27 protein-coding genes are annotated in these 26,001 nt (G+C 53.7%); 15 read left to right on the forward strand and 12 right to left on the reverse strand.

Annotated features, from left to right (window positions below):
- Positions 1 to 29 precede the first annotated feature (29 nt).
- From ulaA to acpH, 5 genes are all read right to left on the reverse strand, one after another.
- On the reverse strand, positions 30 to 1,421 hold the full coding sequence (ulaA, locus tag KI228_RS05765; RefSeq protein WP_044258993.1) for a PTS ascorbate transporter subunit IIC: 1,392 nt from the start codon (positions 1,419 to 1,421) through the stop codon (positions 30 to 32).
- Positions 1,422 to 1,441: 20 nt separating this feature from the next.
- Positions 1,442 to 1,729: a PTS sugar transporter subunit IIB gene (locus tag KI228_RS05770; RefSeq protein ID WP_004099415.1), complete on the reverse strand. Its 288-nt coding sequence runs from the start codon at positions 1,727 to 1,729 to the stop codon at positions 1,442 to 1,444.
- A gap of 5 nt (positions 1,730 to 1,734) precedes the next feature.
- On the reverse strand, positions 1,735 to 2,178 hold the full coding sequence (locus KI228_RS05775; protein ID WP_044268241.1) for a PTS sugar transporter subunit IIA: 444 nt from the start codon (positions 2,176 to 2,178) through the stop codon (positions 1,735 to 1,737).
- A 453-nt stretch (positions 2,179 to 2,631) separates the two neighbouring features.
- Positions 2,632 to 3,234 carry a peroxiredoxin gene (locus KI228_RS05780; protein WP_043001608.1) on the reverse strand — a complete coding sequence of 201 codons (603 nt, stop codon included), beginning with the start codon at positions 3,232 to 3,234 and terminating at the stop codon, positions 2,632 to 2,634.
- Positions 3,235 to 3,438: 204 nt separating this feature from the next.
- The gene (acpH, locus tag KI228_RS05785) at positions 3,439 to 4,020 is read right to left on the reverse strand and encodes an ACP phosphodiesterase (RefSeq protein ID WP_061070472.1); all 582 of its coding nucleotides are present in this window, start codon (positions 4,018 to 4,020) and stop codon (positions 3,439 to 3,441) included.
- Positions 4,021 to 4,112: 92 nt separating this feature from the next.
- On the opposite strand from acpH, the gene queA reads away from it, so the two are divergent.
- From queA to KI228_RS05820, 7 genes are all read left to right on the forward strand, one after another.
- Positions 4,113 to 5,183: a tRNA preQ1(34) S-adenosylmethionine ribosyltransferase-isomerase QueA gene (gene queA / locus KI228_RS05790; RefSeq protein WP_061070471.1), complete on the forward strand. Its 1,071-nt coding sequence runs from the start codon at positions 4,113 to 4,115 to the stop codon at positions 5,181 to 5,183.
- Between the two features lie 54 nt (positions 5,184 to 5,237).
- Positions 5,238 to 6,365 (forward strand): tRNA guanosine(34) transglycosylase Tgt, encoded by a 1,128-nt coding sequence (tgt, locus tag KI228_RS05795; protein ID WP_012133574.1) that lies wholly within the window; start codon positions 5,238 to 5,240, stop codon positions 6,363 to 6,365.
- A gap of 22 nt (positions 6,366 to 6,387) precedes the next feature.
- The gene (gene yajC / locus KI228_RS05800; RefSeq protein WP_042324569.1) at positions 6,388 to 6,720 is read left to right on the forward strand and encodes a preprotein translocase subunit YajC; all 333 of its coding nucleotides are present in this window, start codon (positions 6,388 to 6,390) and stop codon (positions 6,718 to 6,720) included.
- Between the two features lie 27 nt (positions 6,721 to 6,747).
- Complete coding sequence (gene secD, locus KI228_RS05805) at positions 6,748 to 8,595, forward strand: protein translocase subunit SecD (protein ID WP_071888433.1); 1,848 nt, start codon at positions 6,748 to 6,750, stop codon at positions 8,593 to 8,595.
- Positions 8,596 to 8,605: 10 nt separating this feature from the next.
- Positions 8,606 to 9,577: a protein translocase subunit SecF gene (gene secF / locus KI228_RS05810; RefSeq protein WP_043001604.1), complete on the forward strand. Its 972-nt coding sequence runs from the start codon at positions 8,606 to 8,608 to the stop codon at positions 9,575 to 9,577.
- Positions 9,578 to 9,730: 153 nt separating this feature from the next.
- Positions 9,731 to 10,096 carry a VOC family protein gene (locus tag KI228_RS05815; protein ID WP_061070470.1) on the forward strand — a complete coding sequence of 122 codons (366 nt, stop codon included), beginning with the start codon at positions 9,731 to 9,733 and terminating at the stop codon, positions 10,094 to 10,096.
- Positions 10,097 to 10,111: 15 nt separating this feature from the next.
- A complete protein-coding gene (locus KI228_RS05820; protein WP_061070469.1) occupies positions 10,112 to 10,804 on the forward strand; it encodes a helix-turn-helix transcriptional regulator in 693 nt (230 codons plus the stop codon).
- Positions 10,805 to 10,847: 43 nt separating this feature from the next.
- Here the strand turns inward: KI228_RS05820 and KI228_RS05825 are convergent, their stop codons facing one another.
- Together KI228_RS05825 and KI228_RS05830 are read right to left on the reverse strand one after the other, a co-directional pair.
- Complete coding sequence (locus tag KI228_RS05825) at positions 10,848 to 11,732, reverse strand: nucleoside-specific channel-forming protein Tsx (protein WP_044258980.1); 885 nt, start codon at positions 11,730 to 11,732, stop codon at positions 10,848 to 10,850.
- 298 nt (positions 11,733 to 12,030) lie between these two features.
- Entirely contained in the window at positions 12,031 to 12,570 is a 540-nt protein-coding gene (locus KI228_RS05830; RefSeq protein ID WP_043001600.1) for a SadB/YajI family lipoprotein, read from the reverse strand.
- Between the two features lie 152 nt (positions 12,571 to 12,722).
- Between KI228_RS05830 and nrdR the strand changes: the two genes are divergently transcribed.
- The 6 genes from nrdR (at position 12,723) to pgpA (ending at position 16,832) form a co-directional block, all read left to right on the forward strand.
- On the forward strand, positions 12,723 to 13,172 hold the full coding sequence (gene nrdR, locus KI228_RS05835) for a transcriptional regulator NrdR (RefSeq protein WP_042324561.1): 450 nt from the start codon (positions 12,723 to 12,725) through the stop codon (positions 13,170 to 13,172).
- 3 nt (positions 13,173 to 13,175) lie between these two features.
- Positions 13,176 to 14,279, forward strand: coding sequence for a bifunctional diaminohydroxyphosphoribosylaminopyrimidine deaminase/5-amino-6-(5-phosphoribosylamino)uracil reductase RibD (gene ribD / locus KI228_RS05840; protein WP_044258978.1), 1,104 nt, complete (start codon positions 13,176 to 13,178; stop codon positions 14,277 to 14,279).
- A 95-nt stretch (positions 14,280 to 14,374) separates the two neighbouring features.
- Positions 14,375 to 14,845, forward strand: coding sequence for a 6,7-dimethyl-8-ribityllumazine synthase (ribH, locus tag KI228_RS05845; protein WP_001021161.1), 471 nt, complete (start codon positions 14,375 to 14,377; stop codon positions 14,843 to 14,845).
- A 19-nt stretch (positions 14,846 to 14,864) separates the two neighbouring features.
- Positions 14,865 to 15,284 carry a transcription antitermination factor NusB gene (gene nusB / locus KI228_RS05850; protein ID WP_042285962.1) on the forward strand — a complete coding sequence of 140 codons (420 nt, stop codon included), beginning with the start codon at positions 14,865 to 14,867 and terminating at the stop codon, positions 15,282 to 15,284.
- Between the two features lie 77 nt (positions 15,285 to 15,361).
- A complete protein-coding gene (gene thiL, locus KI228_RS05855) occupies positions 15,362 to 16,339 on the forward strand; it encodes a thiamine-phosphate kinase (RefSeq protein ID WP_043001598.1) in 978 nt (325 codons plus the stop codon).
- Positions 16,317 to 16,832 (forward strand): phosphatidylglycerophosphatase A, encoded by a 516-nt coding sequence (gene pgpA, locus KI228_RS05860; RefSeq protein WP_043001597.1) that lies wholly within the window; start codon positions 16,317 to 16,319, stop codon positions 16,830 to 16,832. The genes thiL and pgpA overlap by 23 nt, the downstream gene beginning before the upstream one ends.
- Before the next feature lie 98 nt (positions 16,833 to 16,930).
- On the opposite strand, the gene KI228_RS05865 is transcribed toward pgpA, so the two are convergent.
- Genes KI228_RS05865 through xseB form a run of 4 tightly spaced genes read right to left on the reverse strand, consistent with a single transcriptional unit; the run spans position 16,931 to position 20,994 of the window.
- The gene (locus KI228_RS05865) at positions 16,931 to 17,905 is read right to left on the reverse strand and encodes an aldo/keto reductase (RefSeq protein ID WP_061070468.1); all 975 of its coding nucleotides are present in this window, start codon (positions 17,903 to 17,905) and stop codon (positions 16,931 to 16,933) included.
- Positions 17,906 to 17,961: 56 nt separating this feature from the next.
- Positions 17,962 to 19,824 (reverse strand): 1-deoxy-D-xylulose-5-phosphate synthase, encoded by a 1,863-nt coding sequence (dxs, locus tag KI228_RS05870; protein WP_061070467.1) that lies wholly within the window; start codon positions 19,822 to 19,824, stop codon positions 17,962 to 17,964.
- 27 nt (positions 19,825 to 19,851) lie between these two features.
- Positions 19,852 to 20,751 (reverse strand): (2E,6E)-farnesyl diphosphate synthase, encoded by a 900-nt coding sequence (ispA, locus tag KI228_RS05875; protein ID WP_043001594.1) that lies wholly within the window; start codon positions 20,749 to 20,751, stop codon positions 19,852 to 19,854.
- The gene (gene xseB / locus KI228_RS05880; RefSeq protein ID WP_042324547.1) at positions 20,752 to 20,994 is read right to left on the reverse strand and encodes an exodeoxyribonuclease VII small subunit; all 243 of its coding nucleotides are present in this window, start codon (positions 20,992 to 20,994) and stop codon (positions 20,752 to 20,754) included. It abuts the gene before it with no gap.
- Positions 20,995 to 21,314: 320 nt separating this feature from the next.
- On the opposite strand from xseB, the gene thiI reads away from it, so the two are divergent.
- Complete coding sequence (gene thiI / locus KI228_RS05885; protein WP_043001593.1) at positions 21,315 to 22,763, forward strand: tRNA uracil 4-sulfurtransferase ThiI; 1,449 nt, start codon at positions 21,315 to 21,317, stop codon at positions 22,761 to 22,763.
- A 36-nt stretch (positions 22,764 to 22,799) separates the two neighbouring features.
- On the opposite strand, the gene KI228_RS05890 is transcribed toward thiI, so the two are convergent.
- On the reverse strand, positions 22,800 to 23,495 hold the full coding sequence (locus KI228_RS05890; protein WP_044258972.1) for an IclR family transcriptional regulator: 696 nt from the start codon (positions 23,493 to 23,495) through the stop codon (positions 22,800 to 22,802).
- A gap of 170 nt (positions 23,496 to 23,665) precedes the next feature.
- On the opposite strand from KI228_RS05890, the gene KI228_RS05895 reads away from it, so the two are divergent.
- Positions 23,666 to 25,999: a molybdopterin-containing oxidoreductase family protein gene (locus KI228_RS05895; protein ID WP_043001591.1), complete on the forward strand. Its 2,334-nt coding sequence runs from the start codon at positions 23,666 to 23,668 to the stop codon at positions 25,997 to 25,999.
- The last annotated feature ends 2 nt before the right edge of the window (positions 26,000 to 26,001 follow it).

The raw sequence follows: 26,001 nt of genomic DNA on the forward strand, positions 1-26,001 counted from the left end.
TCCCTTCCCGCAGGGAAAAATGAAACGGCTTATTCATTTTTCTTATCCGCAGTGAGCTCCTCATAGCTGAGCGTGTCACCGACTACGCGAACCGAACGGAAGCAGAATGGCACCAGCAGCGCGACGATAAGCGCCAGACAAATCAGGTAGATAGTGATCTGACCAAACTGGGTGAAGGCGTTACCGATAATAATTCCCCACACTGCGAAATCAAAGTCAGCGAAGGTGCTGTTTTCAAAGCCCAGGTTCCCCAATGCCGGAAGCAGCATGGCTGGCAGGAAAGCAAGGAATATGCCGCCGATAAAGGAGGCGATGATGCAGCCGCGTTTACCGCCAAGCTTGTCGGCGAATACCCCGGAAGTCCCGCCACAGAAGAAGTGCGGTACCATGCCCGGAATAATCAGCGCCATTCCCAGTCCGCCCAACATGAGCATACCGACCAGACCGCCAACAAATGAGCTGATAAAGCCTACGACGACTGCCGTTGGGCTGAAGGTGAAGAAGACCGCGCAGTCAACAGCAGGGATCGAGTCAGGAATCAGCTTCTGGCTAATCCCCTGGAATGCCGGAACCAGATCGCCGAGGATCAGCCGCACGCCGTTGTAGACGATGGCGACGCCAACCGCAAACTGCAGACCGGTAAGAATAGAGAAGATCAACATGTTCTGATCCGTTATCGTACGGAGATATTCAGTGCCAGCGACGGCGCTGCATACAAAGTAGATAATGAACATCACAATCCCGGTTGTGACCGTGGTATCGCGCAGAAAACCCCACTTTTCTGAGATTTCAGTATCGGCGAATGAGTTTGCCGGGTTACCGGTTTTGGTGGCGATCCAGGCTGAGATGTAATAGCCCAGGGAGCCAAAGTGTCCCATCGCGATACCGCCGTCTTCGGTCACCTGTTTGGTATAACGCTGGCCGATTGCCGGAGAAATGGCCGACCATGAGCCGAGCAAGAATCCGCCAATTAAAACCAACATCCAGCCGCGGAATTCCGCGGCCTGGAGAACCGCCGAAAACAGGCACGCCAGAAAGAACGAGTGGTGGCCGGTCAGAAAGATATATTTGTACTTGGTACAGCGAGCAATAATGAGGTTAAAAATAAAACCTAACAGCAAAATACTCATGGTTTCCACACCCAGCACCTTCTGTGCGACGGAAACAATGGCCTCGTTGTTAGGGATTACGCCGCGAATATTAAATCCGGCTTCGATAATTCCACCAAGCGGGTTCAGGTTGGCAACGATAACGCCAGCACCTGCGCTTAACATTAAATACCCTAAAATAGGTTTTAAGGTACCGGTGAGCAATTTATTCCCAGGAGAGCGTAGCGCCACTAAGCCGACAAAGGCGATAATCCCCATCAGGAATGCGGGTTGGCTAAATATTTCTGATAAGAAACTAAGAATAGCCTGCATGATCGTTCCCTCAATAATGATTAAGAGTGAGTCGCAGCAATTTTGGTAAGTGCTTCGGTAATATCTTCAGCAATTTTCGCTTTATGCACGTAGCTGCGAATAATGGCGACGTTACAATGCGCAGGAAACTGGTTTGCCAGCTCTTTAATCGTGACATAAAGATCGGCTTTTTCTCCTACAGCGTTAGCGAAATCAACGGAAGCAACGTCGGCTTTGATGCCTAATTCATCACATATTTTTTTGACATTATTCGCAGCCATTAATGAACTGCCAATACCGTTACCACAAACCGTTCTGATAACTAACATAATGACTACTCCATTTGTTTTTGGATGAAATGTAATACTGAATGAATGTCATTTTCCTGCTGAAGAAAGGTCACGATATCGGACTCAATCAATGAGGCGATCAGCTGGATCATTTTTATATGACTATCGGCATCCGCGCCTGCAATGGCGATGATGACGTTAACCGGATCAAATTCCTCATGGCCAAAGGCAATTGGTTGTTGACTGGTGACTAAAGAAAATCCGGTCAGCAATGCGCCTTTTTCTGGCCGGGCATGGGGCATCGCCAGGCCATAGTCGATAACAATAGCGGAGCCGAAATCCCGGTAGACCTTAACCATTTCACTGACATATTCCGGGCGACAAATATTTTGTCGGACCAGTAACGAGCCAGCCAGTTCGATAGCCTGCTCGGGGCTGGAAATATTCTGCTTAAGCGTAATCAGTCCAGGGTTAAAAATAATGTCCATCATCCGATCCTTAATGCGTTCATATTCCTGAACATGATCATGGCCAAATATAGCAACAAAAATTATGGGACAGATCACATATGGATTTTTAAATGTTGAAGCCGATCACATCAGGGGAATGTTGGCGTTATTTTGTCGACAAACGTTTTATTTTGTTTTATATCAATGCGTTAGAGTTTACCTTTTTGGCGTGGAAGAAATGGAAAGGAAAGATAAGCAGTCAAATGTCTGAATTTAAAATGAAGAAATGCGATTTTTATCACAAATAATGGGGCGTTTTTTTCACAAAGTTTGAACGAGTTGGCAAAAATCAGGCTCGAGGGCGATCCTACTCATTGATGACATCAATATTTGTATGGCGATGCGTTAAAAAGATGTTGCGTGATGGTAGGGTCAGGCGGTCAGAAACAAAAAAGGCTCGCCGTGGCGAGCCTTTTCGTTAATTCATGCCGATTACAGGCTGGAGACGTTTTCGGTCAGGTATTTTGCAACACCGTCCGGAGAGGCGTTCATACCTTCTTTGCCTTTTTCCCACTGTGCCGGGCAAACTTCACCGTGCTCTTCGTGGAACTGCAGCGCGTCAACCATACGCAGCATTTCGTCGATGTTACGACCCAGCGGCAGATCGTTAACCACCTGGTGGCGAACCACGCCATTTGCGTCGATCAGGAAAGAACCACGCAGCGCAACGCCCGCTTCCGGATGTTCGATGCCATAGGCTTTCTGGATTTCACGCTTAACGTCAGCAACCATTGCGTATTTCACTGCACCGATGCCGCCTTTGTCGACAGGGGTGTTACGCCATGCGTTGTGGACGAATTCAGAGTCAAAAGAAACGCCAACCACTTCAACGCCGCGCTTCTGGAATTCTTCATAACGTTTGTCGAACGCGATCAGTTCAGACGGGCAAACGAAGGTGAAATCCATTGGCCAGAAGAACAGAACGGTCGTTTTGCCGTTGGTGTGCTGTTTGAAATTGAAGTTCTCAACAATCTCACCGCTACCGAGTACCGCAGCTGCTGTGAAATCCGGAGCCTGACGAGTCACCAGTACCATATTATTCTCCTGCAAAGTTAAGGGTTTTTGGAACGCAACGCGGGCCAGTATAGAAGGTGAAGGCGAATAAGACAAAGAGGCACTGGCAATCGTTCAGTGAGCTTTTACCTATCAATATTCTCAGGGGGTCCGGTAAGCGAAAGCGCCACCGGGCAAATCGCCTGGAGGCGGCTTTGCTTTATCCGGTCGACTGAACTACGGGTATCAGAGCGTTTTCTGCCTGGCTTGTTCCATCATGCGCGGATAAAACCGCCAGAAGCGCGCTTCCAGGGCATCATAATGGTTGTCCAGGTCATACCAGGAATCGCGAAGCGCATCCAGACGCGGTCGGCGACTCGCCATTCCGTTCAACACATTCTGAATAAAATCCATATCGCGATAACGCTCCAGCCACTTTTCCGACCACAGATAGTTGTTCAGATTGACAAAACGCGGCGGCGAATCGGGCAGAATAACCGACACCTGCTGATGGGCATAGCGCACGAACACCGGTAGCGGCATGTCCGGGGACAGCTGTGACCAGTGGCGCGACAGGAAATGATCCCACATCACGTCGAGCGTGATCGGCGCAACACGGCGCGTTTCTGGGCGAAACCACGTTTTGGCCTCCGTTACCTCGGGCAGGTTATCGGTTAGCACATCGATGCGGCGATGCATAAAAATACCGTCGACAACCTCCGGGCAATAGTCCTCTGCGGGGTTGCCGCGCACAAAATCGGCCAGCAAATTGCCGGAAAGAGAGCTGTCAGCGAGATGAGCGAGATGCAGATGAGCGAGAAAATTCATGCGTTTTATTTTTCCAGAAGCGGCTAGTTGTTGCAGCAAGAGGGTGTGAGCACTAGACTATGCCGCCTGTTTTTAAGTCACGAGTATACGTCATGCGCGTCGCCGATTTCTCCTTTGAACTACCTGAATCCCTGATTGCTCACTATCCCATGCCTGAGCGCAGCAGCTGTCGCTTACTGTCACTGGATGGGCCAACGGGCGAGCTGACGCACGGCACGTTCACCGATTTGCTCGACAAGCTCAACCCAGGCGATCTGCTGGTGTTTAATAATACCCGCGTGATCCCGGCGCGTCTGTTTGGCCGTAAAGCCAGCGGCGGTAAGATTGAAGTGCTGGTCGAACGTATGCTCGATGATAAAAGTATTCTGGCACATATTCGCGCTTCTAAGGCGCCGAAACCGGGTGCGGAGCTGCTGCTGGGCGATGATGAGAGCATCAAAGCGACCATGACCGCGCGCCACGACGCGCTGTTCGAGGTGGAGTTTGATGACGCGCGCACGGTGCTCGATATCCTGAACGCCATCGGCCATATGCCGCTGCCGCCGTACATTGAGCGCCCGGATGAAGAAGCCGATCGCGAGCTTTACCAGACGGTATACAGCGAAAAGCCCGGTGCCGTTGCCGCGCCGACCGCGGGGCTGCACTTTGACGAACCGCTGCTGGAAAAACTGCGCGAGAAAGGTGTCGAGATGGCGTTTGTAACGCTGCACGTCGGCGCGGGGACATTCCAGCCGGTGCGTGTGGACACCATTGAAGATCACATCATGCACTCCGAATATGCGGAAGTGCCGCAAGAGGTGGTGGACGCGGTGCTGGCGGCGAAAACGCGCGGCAACCGGGTGATTGCGGTTGGCACGACCTCAGTGCGTTCTCTGGAGAGCGCGGCGCAGGCGGCGAAGAACGCGCTTATTGAACCGTTCTTTGGCGACACACAAATTTTCATCTATCCAGGTTATCAATACAAAGTGATTGATGCGCTGGTGACTAACTTCCATCTCCCTGAATCGACATTGATTATGCTGGTCTCGGCATTTGCCGGTTATCAGCACACGATGAATGCATACAAGGCTGCGGTAGAACAACATTATCGCTTTTTTAGCTACGGGGACGCGATGTTTATCACGTACAATCCGCAGGCTATTTCTGAGCGCGTCGGGGAGTAAATCCGCGGCGCAGGTTGACACGTTGGACTGTTTTTCTGACGTACTGGAGAAAAAATGAAATTCGAACTGGATACCACCGACGGACGCGCCCGCCGTGGCCGCCTGGTGTTTGATCGTGGCGTTGTGGAAACGCCTGCTTTTATGCCGGTGGGGACCTACGGCACTGTTAAAGGCATGACGCCGGAAGAAGTTGAAGCCACTGGCGCGCAGATTATCCTTGGTAATACCTTCCATCTCTGGCTGCGTCCAGGCCAGGAGATCATGAAGCTGCATGGCGACCTGCATGATTTCATGCAGTGGAAAGGCCCGATTCTGACGGACTCCGGCGGTTTCCAGGTTTTCAGCCTGGGTGATATCCGTAAGATCACCGAACAGGGCGTACACTTCCGCAATCCGATCAACGGCGATCCGATTTTCCTTGATCCAGAAAAGTCGATGGAGATTCAGTACGATCTCGGTTCCGATATTGTCATGATTTTTGACGAATGCACGCCGTACCCGGCGGACTGGGACTATGCTAAACGATCGATGGAGATGTCACTGCGTTGGGCGAAGCGTAGCCGCGACCGTTTTGATGGTCTGGGCAACAAAAATGCGCTTTTTGGCATCATTCAGGGCAGTGTTTACGAAGATTTACGTGATATCTCTGTGAAAGGTCTGGTAGAGATTGGCTTTGATGGCTACGCTGTCGGCGGTCTGGCTGTGGGTGAGCCGAAGGAAGATATGCATCGCATCCTTGAGCATGTTTGCCCGCAAATTCCGGCAGATAAACCGCGGTACCTGATGGGCGTCGGTAAACCTGAAGATCTGGTTGAAGGCGTGCGTCGCGGTATCGATATGTTTGACTGCGTGATGCCAACCCGCAATGCGCGTAATGGTCACCTGTTCGTGACCGATGGCGTGGTGAAAATTCGCAATGCGAAGCATAAGAGCGATACCAGCCCACTCGATGCTGAGTGTGATTGCTACACCTGTCGCAATTATTCACGTGCCTACTTGCATCATCTTGATCGTTGCAACGAAATATTGGGCGCGCGACTCAATACGATTCATAACCTGCGTTACTACCAGCGTTTGATGGCGGGTTTACGCAAGGCTATTGAAGAGGGTAAATTAGAGAGCTTCGTGACCGATTTTTACCAACGTCAGGGTCGACCGGTTCCACCTTTGAACGTTGATTAATTTTAATAATGAGGGAATTTGAATGAGCTTTTTTATTTCTGATGCGGTAGCGGCAACAGGTGCTCCGGCGCAGGGCAGCCCGATGTCTCTGATTCTGATGCTGGTGGTGTTTGGTCTGATTTTCTATTTCATGATCCTGCGTCCACAGCAGAAGCGCACTAAAGAGCATAAAAACCTGATGGCCTCCATCGCGAAAGGTGATGAAGTCCTGACTAACGGTGGCCTGGTAGGCCGAGTGACCAAAGTTGCAGAATCTGGTTACATCGCTATCGCACTGAACGATACCACTGAAGTGGTTATCAAACGTGATTTCGTAGCTGCCGTTCTGCCGAAAGGCACCATGAAGGCGCTGTAATAGTAACTTTTCCCTAAGGGAACTGCCGTGTTAAACCGTTATCCTTTGTGGAAGTACATCATGCTGATCGTCGTCATTGTCGTCGGCCTGCTGTATGCGCTTCCCAACCTGTATGGTGAGGATCCGGCCGTTCAAATCACTGGCGCGCGCGGTGTCGCCGCCAGTGAGCAAACGCTGATCCAGGTCCAGAATACGTTACAAAAAGAAAAAATTACCGCTAAGTCTGTGGCACTGGAAGAGGGCGCGATTCTTGCGCGCTTCGACACCACCGACACCCAACTGCGTGCACGTGAAGCGCTGGTGGACGTGCTGGGTGATAAATACGTCGTGGCGCTTAACCTTGCTCCGGCAACTCCGCGCTGGTTGGCGGCCATCAAAGCAGAACCGATGAAACTCGGTCTTGACCTGCGCGGCGGCGTTCACTTCCTGATGGAAGTGGATATGGATACCGCGCTGGGTAAACTGCAGGAACAAAATATCGATAGCCTGCGCAGCGATCTGCGTACAGAAGGCATCCCGTATACTACCGTTCGTAAAGAAGACAATTACGGCCTGAGCATCAACTTCCGTGATGCTGACGCACGTGATAAAGCGATTGCTTATCTCAGCAAGCGTCACCCGGATTTGGTTATCTCAAGTCAGGGCAGCAATGCGCTGCGCGCGGTGATGACCGATGCACGTCTGAGCGAAGCGCGTGAATACGCGGTACAACAGAACATCAATATCCTGCGTAACCGTGTGAACCAGTTGGGCGTCGCCGAACCGGTGGTACAGCGCCAGGGCGCGGATCGTATCGTGGTCGAGCTGCCGGGTATTCAGGACACGGCGCGTGCGAAAGAGATTCTTGGCGCGACAGCGACGCTGGAATTCCGTCTGGTCAACACCAACGTTGATCAGTCTGCGGCGGCATCCGGGCGTGTTCCAGGTGATTCCGAAGTGAAACAGACGCGTGAAGGTCAGCCGGTTGTGCTGTACAAACGCGTTATCCTGACCGGTGACCATATCACTGACTCCACTTCAAGCCAGGACGAATACAACCAACCGCAGGTAAACATCTCGCTGGATAGCGCAGGTGGCAACATCATGTCTAACTTCACCAAGGACAATATCGGTAAACCGATGGCGACCCTGTTTGTGGAGTACAAAGACAGCGGTAAAAAAGACGCTAACGGTCGCGCGGTGCTGGTGAAACAGGAAGAGGTGATTAACATCGCCAACATCCAGTCTCGTCTGGGTAACAGCTTCCGTATTACCGGGATCAACAACCCGAACGAAGCGCGTCAGCTTTCTCTGCTGCTGCGTGCCGGTGCGCTGATTGCGCCGATTCAGATTGTTGAAGAGCGGACCATCGGTCCAACGCTGGGGATGCAGAACATCAAGCAGGGTCTGGAAGCGTGTCTGGCCGGTCTGGCGGTGTCCATCCTGTTCATGATTCTGTTCTACAAGAAGTTTGGTCTGATTGCGACCAGCGCGTTGATTGCTAACCTGGTACTGATTGTTGGCATTATGTCGCTGCTGCCGGGGGCAACGCTGAGTATGCCGGGGATTGCGGGGATCGTCTTAACCCTTGCCGTCGCCGTCGATGCGAACGTCCTGATCAACGAACGTATCAAAGAAGAGTTGAGTAACGGACGTTCGGTGCAGCAGGCGATCAACGAAGGGTATGCGGGCGCCTTCAGTTCCATCTTTGATGCGAACATTACGACGCTGATTAAGGTCATTATCCTGTACGCCGTCGGCACCGGGGCAATTAAAGGGTTCGCGATTACTACCGGTATCGGTGTGGCGACGTCGATGTTTACCGCGATCGTCGGTACTCGTGCCATCGTAAACCTGTTGTATGGCGGCAAGCGCGTCAAAAAGCTGTCAATCTGAGGAGTGCGAAGTGGCACAGGAATATACTGTTGAACAATTGAACCACGGCCGTAAAGTCTGGGACTTTATGCGCTGGGACTACTGGGCTTTCGGCATCTCAGGCCTGTTGCTGGTATTGGCCATCATCGTGATGGGCGTGCGCGGCTTTAACTGGGGTCTCGATTTCACCGGTGGTACGGTGATTGAAATCACGCTGGAAAAACCGGCTGAGATGGACGTGATGCGCGACGCGCTGGAAAAAGCGGGCTTTGTTGATCCGCTTTTACAGAACTTCGGCAGCAGTCACGACATCATGGTCCGTATGCCGCCGACCGAAGGGGCCAACGGCGGCCAGGTGCTGGGCAGCAAAGTGTTGAGTGTGATTAATGAATCCACCAACCAGAACGCAGCGGTGAAGCGTATTGAATTCGTCGGACCGAGCGTAGGTGCCGATCTGGCGCAAACCGGTGCGATGGCGCTGCTGGCAGCGCTGATCTCCATCCTGGTTTACGTTGGTATCCGTTTCGAATGGCGACTGGCGGCGGGCGTGGTTATCGCGCTGGCGCACGACGTCATCATTACGCTGGGGATCCTGTCGTTATTCCATATCGAGATCGACCTGACTATCGTGGCATCGCTGATGTCCGTTATCGGTTACTCGCTTAACGACAGCATCGTGGTGTCTGACCGTATTCGTGAAAACTTCCGCAAAATTCGTCGCGGGACGCCTTACGAAATCTTTAACGTGTCACTGACCCAGACGCTGCACCGTACGTTGATTACCTCCGGTACGACGTTAATGGTTATCCTGATGCTGTTCCTGTTTGGTGGTCCGGTGCTGGAAGGCTTCTCGCTGACTATGCTTATCGGGGTGTCCATCGGTACGGCATCGTCCATTTACGTGGCATCGGCGCTGGCGTTGAAACTTGGTATGAAGCGCGAGCATATGCTGCAACAGAAAGTCGAGAAAGAAGGGGCGGATCAGCCGTCAATTCTGCCTTAACCCGATTTTCAGTTCACGCTCAGAAATCCCGGTCATTCGATCGGGATTTTTCTTTTCTTCCTTTCTCTTGTCCTGCAATCACTCCTGACACTATGCTGTCAGGAGCCCTGTTTTATCCTCTTCCTGAACTTACCCACACAGGCAGGAGGAACGATGAAAAGCATTATTAACTGGTTTGAAATTCCCGTAACGGATATGGAACGCGCGATTGCGTTTTATGAGCCGGTCATGGGGCTGTCGCTGCGTCGTGAAAAAATGGATTTTGCCGATCTGGCGGTTTTCCCGTATGACGAACCGGCCGCCGGTGGGGCGTTGGCGAAGTTTGATGGCATCGCGCCTTCATTACAGGGCGCCATTATTTATCTGCATACGGACGATCTCGGCGCCACGCTGGATCGCGTCGCCAGTGCTGGTGGCAACTGCGTTTTTGGTCCGCTCGATCTCGGTAAAGAGATTGGTACCATCGCGCTGTTTACTGACAGCGAAGGCAATCGTGTGGGGTTACATCAACCGGCTTAATCACAGAGAGCAACTATGACCCGTCGCGCTGACCGTTTATTTCAGATAGTCCAGATCCTGCGTGGCAGGCGGCTGACAACGGCAGCGCTGCTGGCGGAGCGGCTTGAGGTGTCAGAGCGGACGATCTATCGTGATATCCGTGACCTTTCGCTCTCCGGCGTGCCGGTCGAAGGGGAGGCGGGAAGCGGCTATCGGCTGATGGCGGGGTTTGATCTCCCGCCGCTGATGCTAACGCACCGGGAATCGGAAGCGCTGATTGCCGCCATTCGTCTGCTGCACACCTGGGGCGGTGATCTGCTCTCCAGAGAACTGGAGTCGGCGCAGGAAAAGGTGCTGGCGATATTACCGGAAGAAAGCCGACGTAAAGCCGAGCAGGCACGTATTTTCGCGCCGGATTTTGGCAGGCAACAGCATTCACGTAGCGCGTTCGATATGATCCACCGGGCGGTGAGCACGCAACAGGTGCTGGCGTTACATTATCGTGATGAGGCGGGGCAGCTCACCTGGCGGGAAGTGCAGCCGTTAGGGATTTTTTTCCAGGGAGAGTTTTGGCTGCTGGTAGCCTGGTGCGAACGGCGCGAGGACTATCGCTGTTTTCGTGTCGATCGCTGTTTAAGCATCACGCCGCTCGACAGGCGATTTAGCGAGTGCGCCGATCGATCGCTGAGTGATTTTTTACGTAAGATCCGCGACGAAACGCACGCATAAAAAAGCCAGCGCTCTGGCTGGCTTTTGCAGGAAAGGAATGTTATCAGAAGTTGTAGCCGACAACCAGATAGCCACCCCAGCCGGTAGATTTCACGTTGAAGTTACCTTTGCCGAAGTTCAGCTCTGCGTCGTCGTTCCACTGACCCCCGTTGTGCCAGTAACGCGCTACGACCGAATAGTGCCAGTGGTCGTAGTTCAGCGCCAGAATATGGCTGGAGGCGATGGAGTCGTTGGTACGCGCTTTGTTGCCGTTCAGATCGGAGAAGTCGTTGTCGCCCAGATCGGAACCCCAGTCAAAGTTGGTGAAACCGATATAGCTCAGGTTACCGCCCCACAGTTCGGTAATCGGAACAAAGTATTTCACTTTGAAACGGTAGCCGTCCCACTCGTTTTCGTTAGCGGCGCCATAGTTCTGCCACTGATATTTCGCATATACGTTCAGAGACAAACTCATCGGCAGGCCAGTATCAATATCGGTACCCAGACCCATGTACCAGGTGCTCTGACGGCCATCTTTGTTACGACCCATGTCGTAGATGTAGTTATTGGCGAAGTACCACTCTTTAAACGGACCGAAGCTCAGGTCAGTGCCGGTCAGTTTGTCGATGGAGAAACGCGGTTCGATTTCCATAAACAGCGGAGAACCGTGGTTCCAGATCCCTTTCGCGTCGGTGTTACCACCGAAGAAAACCGGCGCATCCATGTAGCCATAGAAGTCAAACCAGTCTTTCTTCGCGAAAGCTTCATATTCCAGGTAGGTATCGTTACGGAGCTGCGGTCCGAAACGGGTGTGATAGCTACCGACGACGTTGACGCTCTGGTGCCACCAGTCTGAAAGATACTGCGGTTTGTCATTTTCCGCAGCATTTGCGGTGAATGTCGAGGAGAGCGCGAGCACGGCACCGGCTGCAAGTAATGTTTTTTTCATATTGTATGCCACTGTTTGAAATCCCTGACGGGAGTGAAAAAGGCGCAAATAGCGTTTCTGAATAATTCATGTTTCTGGGAGCCTATTATAGAAATCATTGCTCACAAAAATATGTCTTGTTTCACAGTTCTATCATTCACGTAATCGATTGCGTTCACGTTTGCGTATTTTAGCGCGGCGATTGTACTGACTTTCATGCTGATTGCCAACGTTGACAAAAACTGACGTGGATGTCAGTGGAGTCACAAAAAGAGGCGGAGGGATGTTGCGGAACGCACAAAACGTTCCGCAAGGAGGTTTATTGCGTAACAGGCTGGATGTCGTGGATACGCACAAATCCTAACTGGTCTGGGGTGAGGTTATTCAGTTGCAGCGGGATGTCCACATCGCTCGGTGCCAGCACGCTGGCCGGGGCATTGATCAACTGATTCTGCACATTCACTTCCTGATAATTGTCAGTAGTTCCTTGAATTTGCCCATATTCAACGGTGCCGCTAAAGGCCGGCAGCGGATCGTTGGATTCCCCCTGAATGCGCAGCGTCACCCGGGTGCCAGCGGCATTCGGCGCAATGTTGATAAGCGACATGCGCAGTGTGCCTATCTGACTGTTCAGCCGTGCGGGCGTATTGGAGCCTGGGAGCAGGTAAACACCACGGGTGGATTTAACGTTCAGACTGTTTTGCTGAGTAATCTTCACGGTTTCCTGATTAAGCTGATTCATCTCTTTATTCAGCGTTGAAACGCTTTGATGCATCTGGCGCACTTCGCTTTGTTGCGCGCAGGCGCTCAGACTAAAGAGACTTCCCACCAGGAGAATTCTTAGGTAACGTCTTGTCATCTCTCTTATTTCCTGAATAGTCGCGATACCATAATGGTAGTTCGTAATATGATCAAAGACATCGATCCATTGTCTCAAAAGCGTTGCGCCTTTGTTGTCACGTCAGTTCAGGTTAAAATAGATTTCTGTTAACCACCTGGTCAGGACGCCGTATGCATTGCCCATTCTGTTTCGCCGTAGACACTAAGGTAATTGACTCTCGTCTTGTGGGCGAGGGCTCTTCTGTACGCCGCCGTCGGCAGTGTCTGGTTTGTAATGAACGTTTCACTACCTTTGAAGTGGCAGAACTGGTAATGCCACGCGTTGTGAAAAGCAACGACGTGCGCGAACCGTTTAATGAAGAAAAGCTGCGCAGTGGAATGCAACGCGCGCTGGAAAAGCGTCCGGTGAGTTCCGATGACGTCGAAATGGCGTTGAATCATATTAAGTCGCAACTGCGCGCCACCGGCGAACGTGAAGTCCCCAGTAAGATGATTGGCAATCTGGTGATGGAACAATTGAAAAAACTCGATAAAGTCGCCTATATCCGCTTTGCCTCGGTTTACCGCAGCTTCGAAGATATCAAAGAATTTGGCGAAGAGATCGCTCGCCTACAGGATTAAGCCATGCAGGATGAGTTATACATGGCGCGAGCGCTGAAGCTGGCGCAGCGCGGGCGGTTTACCACCCATCCCAACCCTAACGTCGGCTGCGTGATCGTCAATAACGGCGAGATTGTCGGTGAAGGTTATCACCATCGTGCGGGCGAACCGCATGCGGAAGTGCATGCCTTGCGCATGGCGGGCGAAAAGGCCAAAGGGGCCACTGCGTACGTCACGCTTGAGCCCTGTAGTCATCATGGCCGCACGCCGCCGTGCTGCGACGCGCTGATCGCCGCGGGCGTTTCTCGCGTGGTGGCGGCGATGCAGGACCCGAATCCACAAGTGGCGGGACGCGGATTATACCGTTTGCAGCAGGCGGGCATTGACGTCAGCCACGGGCTGATGATGAGTGAAGTCGAAGCGTTAAATAAAGGTTTTCTCAAACGGATGCGCACCGGGTTTCCGTATGTGCAACTGAAACTCGGCGCTTCGCTGGACGGCCGTACAGCGATGGCCAGCGGCGAAAGTCAGTGGATTACCTCTCCCGAGGCGCGACGTGATGTTCAGCGTCTACGCGCGCAAAGCCATGCCATTTTAACCAGCAGCGCGACGGTGCTGGCGGATGATCCGCAGCTCACCGTGCGCTGGTCAGAACTCGGCGAGGCGACACAAGCTCTTTATCCGCAGGATGCCGTGCGTCAGCCGGTGCGAATTGTGATAGACAGTCAGAACCGCGTAGCGCCGGAGCAGCGCCTGGTACAGCAGCCAGGAGAAACCTGGATTGCGCGCACCAAAGAAGACGCACGCGTCTGGCCCGATTCGGTTCGCACGATTTTGGTGCCGGAGCATAACGGGCATCTGGATCTGGTGGTGCTGATGATGTTGCTCGGCAAACAGCAAATTAACAGCCTGTGGGTGGAGGCCGGGCCGACGCTCGCCGGTGCGCTCTTGCAGGCCGGAGTGGTTGACGAGCTTATCGTCTATCTTGCGCCTAAACTGTTAGGCAGTGACGCCAGGGGATTATGTGTGTTGCCAGGGCTTGAGAAACTGGCTGACGCCCCCCATTTCAAATTCAATGAGATACGCCAGGTGGGCCCGGACGTTTGCCTGCATTTAACCCCTGCGTGAGGCTTTCGAATTATCGAATTATTGGAAGCAGCGCACAGAATATTATGATAAAATCCGCCCCCCTTACGGGGCCATATCGAACCCGAAGGAAGAATATGAACATTATTGAAGCTAACGTTGCTACTCCGGACGCTCGCGTCGCCATCACCATTGCGCGTTTCAACAACTTTATCAATGACAGCCTGCTGGAAGGTGCGATTGACGCCCTGAAACGTATTGGTCAGGTCAAAGATGAAAACATTACCGTCGTTTGGGTTCCAGGTGCCTACGAACTGCCGCTGGCAGCAGGCGCGCTGGCGAAAACCGGTAAATATGACGCGGTGATTGCACTGGGTACGGTTATTCGTGGCGGCACAGCTCACTTCGAATATGTCGCTGGCGGTGCAAGCAACGGCCTGGCGCATGTCGCTCAGGACAGCGAAATTCCGGTCGCCTTTGGCGTCCTGACCACCGAAAGCATTGAACAAGCTATCGAACGTGCTGGCACCAAAGCTGGCAACAAGGGCGCGGAAGCTGCACTGACCGCGCTTGAAATGATTAATGTATTGAAAGCCATCAAGGCCTGATTTTTGTAAGGGGAAATCCGTGAAACCTGCTGCTCGTCGCCGCGCTCGTGAGTGTGCCGTTCAGGCGCTCTACTCCTGGCAGTTGTCCCAGAACGACATCGCTGATGTTGAATACCAGTTCCTGGCAGAACAGGACGTGAAAGATGTTGACGTCATGTACTTCCGTGAACTGCTGTCCGGGGTGGCGACTAACAGCGCGTACCTGGATGGCCTGATGAAGCCTTACCTGTCTCGTCTGCTGGAAGAGCTGGGTCAGGTGGAAAAAGCCGTACTGCGTATTGCGCTGTTCGAGCTGTCTAAACGCAGTGATGTGCCATATAAAGTGGCCATCAACGAAGCGATTGAACTGGCAAAAACGTTCGGCGCGGAAGACAGCCACAAGTTCGTCAATGGCGTTCTGGATAAAGCAGCGCCTGCGATTCGCCCCAACAAAAAGTAATCTCCAGGCCGTCAGTGAAGTGGAAGCGATTCCTCTCCCCTGGCGGCTTTTTCTTTTTTTCTGCTGAGGCATAACGTATGGCATGCGGCGAATTTTCCCTGATTGCCCGTTATTTTGACCGTGTCAGAAGCTCTCGTCTTGACGTCGAAACCGGTATTGGCGACGACTGTGCACTTCTGAACATCCCTGATAAACAGACGCTGGCAATCAGCACCGATACGCTGGTGGCGGGCAACCACTTCCTGACCGACATTGATCCTGCCGATCTGGCGTACAAAGCGCTGGCGGTGAATTTAAGCGATCTGGCGGCAATGGGGGCCGATCCGGCGTGGCTGACGCTGGCGATCACCCTGCCTGAGGTGGACGAACGCTGGCTGGAAACCTTCAGCGACAGTCTGTTTGATCTCCTGAATTACTACGATATGCAACTGATTGGCGGCGACACCACGCGGGGGCCGCTGTCGATGACATTGGGTATCCACGGCTTTGTTCCTGCCGGGCGCGCACTGAAACGCTCTGGGGCGAAACCGGGTGACTGGATTTACGTGACCGGCACGCCGGGTGATAGCGCCGCAGGTCTGGCGATTTTGCAGAACCGTTTGCAGGTTGCCGATGAGGGTGACCGCGAATATCTGCTCAAACGTCACCTGCGTCCGACGCCGCGTATTTTGCAGGGCCAGGCGCTGCGCGATCTGGCCAGTTCAGCGATTGATCTCTCTGACGGACTGATTTCCGATCTTGGGCATATTGTTAAAGCCAGCGCCTGTGGCGCGCGCGTCGATCTCGATGCGCTGCCGTGGTCAGGCGCGATGACGCGTCACGTCGAGCCCGAACAGGCGCTGCGCTGGGCGTTGTCCGGTGGTGAAGACTATGAGTTATGCTTTACGGTACCGGAACTGAACCGCGGCGCGCTGGAGGTGGCTATGGGACAGCTTGGCGTTGCCTTTACCTGCATTGGGCAGATGAGCGCGGATGTGGAAGGGATTCATTTCATGCGTGACGGAACGTCTGTCACTTTTGACTGGAAAGGATATGACCATTTTGCCACGCCATAAAGATGTCGCCAAAAGCCGCCTGAATCTGCTTAACCCGTGGCATTTACTGGCGACCGGGTTTGGTAGCGGCCTCAGTCCGATTGTTCCAGGTACGATGGGATCGCTGGCGGCGATTCCCTTCTGGTATCTGATGACCTTTCTGCCGTGGCAGCTCTATTCGCTGGTGGTGATGCTGGGCATCTGTATCGGCGTCTATCTTTGCCATCAGACGGCAAAAGACATGGGCGTGCACGATCACGGCAGTATCGTCTGGGATGAATTCATCGGAATGTGGATCACGCTGATGGCGCTGCCGACCCTCGACTGGCGGTGGGTCGCCGCCGGGTTTGTGATTTTCCGTATTCTGGATATGTGGAAGCCGTGGCCGATCCGTTGGTTCGATCGCAATGTACATGGCGGGATGGGGATCATGGTGGACGATATTGTCGCCGGAGTGATTTCCGCGGGGATCCTCTATTTCATCGGACATCACTGGCCGATCGGGATTATTTGACGGGTGATGTCGGTGCCGGATGACGGCGTTAACGCCTTATCCGGCCAGGGATCGTGTGCCTGAGCCCGATAAGCGAATCGCCATCGGGCAATGTGAGGCTATTTAAATCCGGCGATCGGATGCGGTTTATACGGTGTTTCCAGCTCGGCGATGTGCTCGGGTTTCAGCGTGAGATCCACGGCGTTCAACAACTCATCGAGCTGTTCTTCCCGCGATGAGCCGATAATCGGCGCGGCAATCCCTGGTTTGCTTAACAGCCACGCCAGCGCCACCTGGGCACGCGTTGCGCCAAGCTCTTCGCTCACGCCGGCCAGCCGGGCGGCAATTTGCGCATCATTTTCGTCGCTTTCGCTATACAGCTTTTTCCCCACTTCGTCAGAAACCAGGCGCGCCGTGGTTTCTCCCCACGGACGCGTCAGACGCCCGCGGGCCATCGGGCTCCACGGGATCACCGCCACACCTTCCTGATAGCACAGCGGCAGCATTTCGCGTTCTTCCTCGCGGTAGATGAGGTTGTAGTGGTCCTGCATACTGACAAACTGCGCCCAGCCGTGCTGTCTTTGCAGCGCCAGCGCCTGGGCAAACTGCGACGCATGCATTGATGACGCGCCGATATAACGCGCTTTGCCGGCCTTGACCACATCGTTTAACGCTTCCAGCGTCTCTTCAATCGGCGTGTTGTAATCCCAGCGGTGAATTTGCAGGATATCGACGTAGTCCATCCCCAGCCGTCTCAGACTGTCATCAATAGAACGCAGGATTTGCGCGCGGGATAATCCTTCCGGCAGGTCATCCACCCGATTAAACACTTTGGTGGCGACCACCACCTCATCACGACGGGCGAAATCGCGCAGTGCGCGACCGACAATCTCTTCACTGCTGCCGGCTGAATAGTTGTTCGAGGTATCGAAAAAGTTGATGCCGCCCTCAAGGGCGCGCTGGATGATAGGGCGACTGCTCTCTTCGGGAAGCGTCCAGGCGTGGTTTCCACGATTCGGCTCGCCGAACGTCATGCAGCCCAGACAAAGGCGCGAAACCCTGAGGTCCGTTTTTCCTAAGATGTTGTATTGCATTATTTCGCTCCTGTTATGCTCGTTATTCAGTAAGCATAGCAGGAGCGAAGTGGCGATTATGCCAACCAGGCCTTGATTTTGGCCTCAATGCCTGCGGCATCCAGACCCAACCCGGCACGGGCTTCATCCTGAGTTCCTTGCGGAATGAAGAAGTCCGGCAGGCCAATATTCAGGACAGGAACCGGTTTGCGGTGCGCCATCAGCACTTCGTTCACGCCGCTACCGGCCCCGCCCATAATGGCGTTTTCTTCCAGCGTCACCAGCACCTCATGACACGCCGCCATTTCAAGGATCAGGGCTTCATCCAGCGGTTTCACAAAGCGCATGTCGACCAGTGTGGCGTTGAGGGATTCCGCGACTTTCGCCGCATCTGGCATCAGCGTACCGAAGTTGAGGATCGCCAGCTTTTCGCCGCGACGCTTCACCACGCCTTTTCCGATCGGTAGTTTTTCCAGCGGTGTCAGCTCAACGCCGACGGCATTTCCGCGTGGATAGCGCACCGCCGTTGGGCCATCGCTGTAGTGATAACCGGTAAACAGCATCTGGCGGCATTCGTTTTCATCGCTCGGGGTCATGATGACCATGTCCGGGATGCAGCGCAGATAGGAGAGATCGAACGCCCCCTGGTGCGTTTGTCCGTCAGCCCCGACAATCCCCGCACGATCAATCGCAAACATGACCGGTAGCTTTTGGATCGCCACATCATGAATCACCTGATCGTATGCGCGTTGCAGGAACGTTGAGTAGATAGCGACAACCGGCTTGTAACCGCCAATCGCCAGTCCGGCAGCGAAGGTCACCGCGTGCTGCTCGGCAATCGCCACGTCAAAGTAGCGGTCCGGGAATTTACGCGAGAATTCGACCATGCCGGATCCTTCGCGCATGGCTGGGGTGATCGCCATCAGCTTACTGTCTTTGGCCGCCGTTTCGCACAACCAGTCGCCGAAGATTTTCGAATAGCTCGGCAGACCGCCGCTGCTTTTCGGCAGACAACCGCTGGACGGATCGAATTTCGGTACGGCGTGGAAAGTAATGGGGTCTTTTTCCGCCGGCTCATAACCCCGACCTTTCTTGGTCATGATATGCAGGAACTGCGGACCTTTCAGGTCGCGCATGTTTTTCAGCGTGGTGATAAGTCCCAGGACATCGTGACCGTCGACCGGGCCGATGTAGTTAAAGCCCAGTTCTTCAAACAGCGTGCCGGGCACGACCATGCCTTTAATATGTTCTTCGGTGCGTTTGAGCAGTTCTTTAATCGGCGGTACGCCAGAGAATACTTTTTTTCCGCTCTCGCGCAGGGAAGAGTAAAGTTTACCGGAGAGCAACTGCGCGAGGTGATTGTTCAGCGCGCCGACGTTCTCAGATATCGACATTTCGTTATCGTTGAGGATGACCAGCATATCGGGTTTGATATCGCCCGCATGGTTCATCGCCTCGAATGCCATCCCGGCGGTAATCGCCCCGTCGCCAATCACGCAGACGGTACGGCGATCTTTACCCTCTTTTTCCGCAGCAACCGCCACGCCGATGCCTGCGCTGATCGAGGTGGAGGAGTGACCCACGCTCAGGACGTCGTATTCACTTTCACCGCGCCACGGGAATGGGTGCAGGCCGCCTTTCTGGCGGATAGTGCCAATTTTATCGCGACGACCGGTCAAAATCTTGTGCGGATAAGCCTGATGACCCACGTCCCAGATGAGCTGGTCAAACGGGGTGTTATAGACATAGTGTAGCGCCACAGTCAGCTCGACCGTGCCCAGCCCGGAGGCGAAGTGTCCGCTGGAACGACTGACGCTGTCGAGTAAATAGCGGCGCAGTTCGTCGCAGAGTTTCGGCAGACTCTCTTTTGGTAGCAGTCGTAACTCCTGGGTGGAGTCGACCAGTGCCAGGGTAGGGTATTTGGCGATATCAAAACTCATCAGAGGCCTTTAAGTAAGACAGAGTGTTTATTTATTACGCTGGATTATGTAGTCCGCTAGCGCTTCCAGTGCCGAGGTATCGAGTGACTGTGCGGCCAGTTGGTTTAGCGACTGGCGAGCCTCTGCGATTAAATCCCGGGCTTTATTCCGGGCTTGCTCAAGGCCCAGAAGTGCAGGATAGGTACTTTTGCCAAGCTGCTGATCGGCGCCCTGACGTTTACCCAACGTTGCAGTATCGCCCACCACATCCAGAATGTCATCCTGAACCTGGAATGCCAGACCGATACTTTCTGCGTATTTGTCGAGTATTGGCAGTGCATTTCTGCCTTTTTCTCCGGCACTTAACGCCCCCAGGCGAACCGCGGCGCGAATCAACGCGCCCGTCTTATGACGATGGATTTTCTCCAGCGCCTCCAGCGGCACCTGTTTACCTTCGGCGTCGAGATCCAGCGCCTGACCACCGCACATTCCGGCGATGCCACTGGCGCTCGCCAGCTCGGAAATCATTGCGATTCGATCGCGGTCAGCAACTTCCGGCATCGGGGCGTCGCTGATAATCGAGAATGCCAGCGTTTGCAGGGCATCACCCGCCAGAATCGCATTGGCCTCGCCAAACTTGACGTGACAGGTCGGCAGGCCGCGACGCAGATCGTCATCGTCCATTGCAGGCAGATCGTCATGGATCAGCGAGTAAGCATGAATGCACTCAACGGCGGCTGCCGGGGCATCCAGCGTGTTCAGGCTGATACCAAACATCTGACCGGTGGCATACACCAGAAACGGACGCAGACGTTTACCGCCTAATAATGCGCCATACTGCATGGTTTCGACCACGGGAGTGTTCTGAAAGGGCAGTGGGGCAATAAAACGGCTCAGCGCCTGGTTGGCCTGCTCGACGCAGGCCTGAAGCTGCTGCGAAAAATCCATTTACTCGTTATCCGCTGTAAAAGGCGTAGGGGATGCGTCTTCATTGTCAGACAGCAGAATTTGCACACGCTGTTCAGCCTGTTGCAATTTCACCTGACCCTGACGTGCCAGCTGCACGCCACGTTCGAATTCGTTCAGCGCCTCTTCCAGCGGCAGATCGCCACTTTCCAGACGCGTTACAATTTGCTCCAGCTCGTTCAGCGACGTTTCAAAGCTGACCGGCGCCTCATTTTTCTTCGCCATAATAAATGTCGGACTCTCAGTATTTTCAGCCCTGATATGGTAACGGACTCAGAGCAATTATCAAATTTACCCACCCAACTTCAGGCTGCATGTACGTTGGCCGCATTCGCTCACTCCAGCCGCTTACGTGTTTAGCGCCAGGGGATATTCCCCTTTGCCGCCCGCCTGCAACTTGAATTATTGAGGGTATAACGCGCAATGTGCACAGGAATCGCGTGATAGTGGTATACTTCCGCGCCTGGATGCAGCCGCTTAACGGGGTTGCTGTACTATTTCTCCACGACAAGCCGTAACTGGCTTGCTAAAGAACCATTGCCGCCATGAAGTTTATCATTAAATTGTTCCCGGAAATCACCATCAAAAGCCAATCTGTGCGTTTGCGCTTTATAAAAATGCTGACCGGGAACATTCGTAACGTTTTAAAGCACTATGATGAGACCCTCGCCGTGGTCCGTCACTGGGATAACATCGAAGTTCGCGCGAAAGATGAAAACCAGCGTCTGGCGATCCGCGACGCGCTGACCCGTATCCCGGGGATTCACCACATTCTCGAAGTTGAAGACGTGCCGTTTACCGATATGCACGATATTTTCGAGAAGGCGCTGGTACAGTACCGCGATCAACTGGAAGGCAAAACCTTCTGCGTGCGCGTTAAACGTCGCGGTAAACACGAGTTTAGCTCTATTGACGTGGAACGTTACGTAGGCGGCGGTTTAAATCAGCATATTGAATCGGCGCGCGTGAAGCTGACCAATCCAGACGTTACTGTGCATCTGGAAGTGGAAGATGATCGTCTGTTGCTGATCAAAGGCCGTTACGAAGGGATCGGCGGTTTCCCGATCGGGACCCAGGAAGACGTACTGTCGCTGATCTCCGGCGGCTTCGACTCCGGCGTTTCCAGCTATATGCTGATGCGTCGTGGCTGCCGCGTTCACTACTGTTTCTTTAACCTCGGCGGCGCGGCCCATGAAATCGGCGTTCGTCAGGTGGCGCACTATCTGTGGAACCGCTTCGGCAGTTCGCATCGCGTGCGTTTTGTCGCTATCAACTTTGAACCGGTGGTCGGCGAGATCCTCGAGAAAGTGGATGACGGCCAGATGGGCGTGGTACTGAAACGTATGATGGTTCGTGCGGCGTCGAAAGTGGCGGAGCGCTATGGCGTGCAGGCGCTGGTCACCGGCGAAGCGCTGGGACAGGTCTCCAGCCAGACGCTGACCAACCTGCGTCTGATCGATAACGTCTCCGATACGCTGATTCTGCGTCCGCTGATCTCTTACGATAAAGAGCACATCATCAATCTGGCGCGCCAGATTGGGACTGAAGATTTTGCCCGCACCATGCCGGAATACTGCGGCGTGATTTCAAAAAGCCCAACGGTGAAAGCCATCAAGGCGAAGATTGAAGCGGAAGAACAGAACTTTGACTTCAGCATCCTCGACAAAGTGGTCGAAGAAGCCAGTAATATCGATATTCGCGACATCGCGCAGCAGACCCAGCAGGACGTGGTGGAAGTTGAAACCGTCAGCGGTTTTGGCCCGAACGACGTGATTCTGGATATCCGCTCCATCGACGAGCAGGACGATAAGCCGCTGAAGGTAGAAGGTGTCGATGTGGTTTCACTGCCGTTCTACAAGCTGAGCACTCAATTCGGCGATCTCGACCAGAATAAAACCTGGCTGTTGTGGTGCGAGCGCGGCGTGATGAGTCGTCTGCAGGCGCTGTATCTGCGCGAACAGGGCTTTGAGAATGTGAAGGTGTATCGCCCGTAATCGCGATTTTCCCCGGCCATCCGCGCCGGGGGAATCTTACTCCTGCAGATGAAGCGCTTCGACGCTTCTCACTAACTGTCCGGCAATCTGCGGCATGTCGTCTGCACTGAAGAACCCCATCGTCACGGCAATCGCCACCAGCTCTCCCTTTTTATTCCGTAGCGGACAGGCAATCGACTGTGCGCCAGGGATCCCCTGTGTCGGATGGTGACGCACCGCGTAGCCCCGAGAGCGTATCTGCTCAATCAGTTGTGCCTGCGCCTGGTTTTGCGGCTGATAAGTGGAATAACTCATGAATACCTGACCCGCTGAACTGGCGTGAAGCGGAACGGGCGTGTTGGGTAGAAAATCGATATCTACATTACGGAAGCTGCGATTGTAGTGCTTCAGCACTAATCCGCCGTCCGTCTCAACCACCACGCCGGTAGAGTGGTTAAAGGTATCGCGAAACGCGATCAGCGCCGTATTGAGTTCACTCACCGGATCGCGTGCTGCCGTTGGTTTCCCCGCCATCTGAAGAAGGGTTGACCCCAGGCAGTAAAGTCCTTTTTCGTTTTGCCCCAGCATACCGGTTCGACAGAGTGAGACCAGGTACTTGTGTAAACGACTTTTCGACAGATTGCATCCCGTGGCGATATCGATGGCCCGTGTCTGGCCGTTTTGACTGGCAACAAACGCCAGAATATTGACGGCGATATCAACCGAATTGACCCCTTGCGATGTTTCAGCCATATGCGTTCTCTTTTTTGATTCTTCGCGAGTATACCATCACGGCTGAAATCAGTACTGCCTTCGCAATTTAAAAAGTGCACTACGCCTAAATGGTTAGATGTTGATCTGGGTCAGGTTAATTACTGGTGAACCTGGGTTAACTAATAATGAACTATTTTAGAGGCAAGAACATGGACGCATTGAGCAATATCCGCTTAAAAAGAAGAACCCTGTTAAAAGGGTTCGGTGTGGTGGGGTTATCTTCATTAGCACCGACGTTTCTGACGCTACGTCAGGCTAACGGTGCGCCTTTACCCCGATTTCGTCTTAAGCAATCGGACTACCAGACGTTCCGCTCGACCTGTGCGATGGAATGTTTGCACTGCAACCTGACGGCGTACGTCTGGAAAGACCGGTTAATGAAAATTGAAGCGACGAAAGGCTTCAATGTGAAGTGCTGTTTACGGGGAATTAGCCGTACCAAATGGGTCTATCACCCATTACGGCTAACGCAGCCATTGTTGCGGACGGGAGAAAAAGGCGAGGGGAAATTTAAACCGATCACCTGGGACGCCGCGCTGGATCTCATTGAAAAGAACATCCGGGAGACCATTGCCACTGAGGGCAATAAAGGGTTACTGCTCACTGCCGCTTCCGGGAACATGGACTCCATCAAGAACGATATGGCCAAAGCCTTTTTCGATTATCTTGGTGGCAGTACCAAAACCGCGGGGTCGCTCTGTTGCGCGGCGGTCACTGCGGCGATGATGCCGATGGTTGGCCTGCGCTATGCCGATACCCGCGATACCATTGCAGACAGCCGCTACATTTTGTGTTGGGGGAATAACCCGGCGGTCACCATGCATGCCTATTTTAAAAACTACTCACAGGCGCAGAGAAACGGCGCACGGTTGGTGGTGATCGATCCGCGATTTAACGAAACGGCGGCCAAAGCCGACGAATGGGTGCCGATCGTGCCGGGTACGGATATCGCCCTGGCATTAGGGATGATTAACATCATCATGCAGGAGAAACGCTATGACGCGGATTTCCTGCGCGCGCATACCGGTGCGGTTTATCTGGTGGATCCGCAGCAGCAACTGATGCGTGCCGACCCAAATGACGCGGACAGCTATCTGGTGTTTGATACCCAGAGTCAGACCCTGAAACGCCATGATGCGCCCGGCGTAATACCCGCATTGCTCAGCGAGGAATTACCTGCCAACAGTGAATTCACCACCGTGCTGGATAACGTCTGGGCGCAGGCAAAACCCTGGACAGCACAGAGAGTGGAGGAGGAGACTGACGTGCCCGCGCAGACGGTGCTCCGTCTGGCACGAGATTACGCTGCAACGCAACCGGCGATGATTGTTCAGAACATGTCGGGGGCACAGAGAACCGAGTTTGGGACTTACGTCGCTGCCAGCCAGTTCTATCTGGCGTTGATCACCGGCAATATCGGCAAAGCCGGGGCGGGGGTCTGCGATGCGGGTGGCGTCAGACAGATGGCAAAATTCTCGCCCATCGTTCCTCCGGCGCCAAATGCGGCCAAAATTCCCGCCATTCCTATTCCTAAAATTGGTGACTGGGTCGTTAATGAAAAACCGCATGCGATTAAGTTCTGGTGGAATATGACGCTGGGTGCGATGACTCAGTTACCCAACACCAACCAGGTCAGAGAGGCCTTTAAAAAGGTACCGTTTGTGGTAGTAGCCGACAATCTGATGAGTTCGTCTGCGCTGTACGCCGATCTGGTGCTCCCCGTCACGACCATTTTTGAGGATGTCAGCCTTATGGCGGGCGTGCGCAGTCACTATGTGCAACTGATGGAGAAGGCCGTGGAGCCGCCGGGAGAAGCCAAACCCGATTACTGGATTTTTGCCCGGCTGGCCGAACGCTTTGGTTTTGGCGAGGTTTTTAACCAGCCTATTGAGCACTATATCGACACCTGCCTGAAAGGCTCGGGCATTACCCGCGACATGCTGAAAAAGGGACCGGTATGTCCCGTCGAAGATGACTGGATCCCGTTTAAAGACGGCCAGTTCCTCACCTCGACCGGCAAAGCGCATCTGTACATTGAGGAGTGGGCGAAGAAAGATTTCCTGCCGGTGGTGACCTGGAAGCAGGTGAAAGAATCGGTTAAAGGATCGCCTGAACTGGCTCAAACCTACCCGCTAATGGCGGTGCAGCGCAAACTGGCGCGCAGCGTGCACTCCAGCCACGGGATGAATGAGTGGATCCTGGAGGTTCAGCGTAACCGCCCGAATGTGATGATCCACCCGGAAGATGCCCGTCAGCGAAAGATTCAGTCCGGAGAGTGGGTCGTGGTGTTCAATCACCGCGGTCAGCATCGGGCGATTGCCGACGTGACCACCCATATCAAACGCGGAGTGGTGAGTCTGGATAACGGCTGGTGGGAGCAGCAGGGCGGAAGCAGTAGCCATGTGACTAACGATCAGGTGGAAGTGTTGGGCAATGGACACTGTTGCAACAGTACGCTCGTCGATGTGAGAAGGGAGGCTTAATT

This window comes from Citrobacter amalonaticus (genome assembly GCF_018323885.1).
GTDB lineage: Bacteria > Pseudomonadota > Gammaproteobacteria > Enterobacterales > Enterobacteriaceae > Citrobacter_A > Citrobacter_A amalonaticus.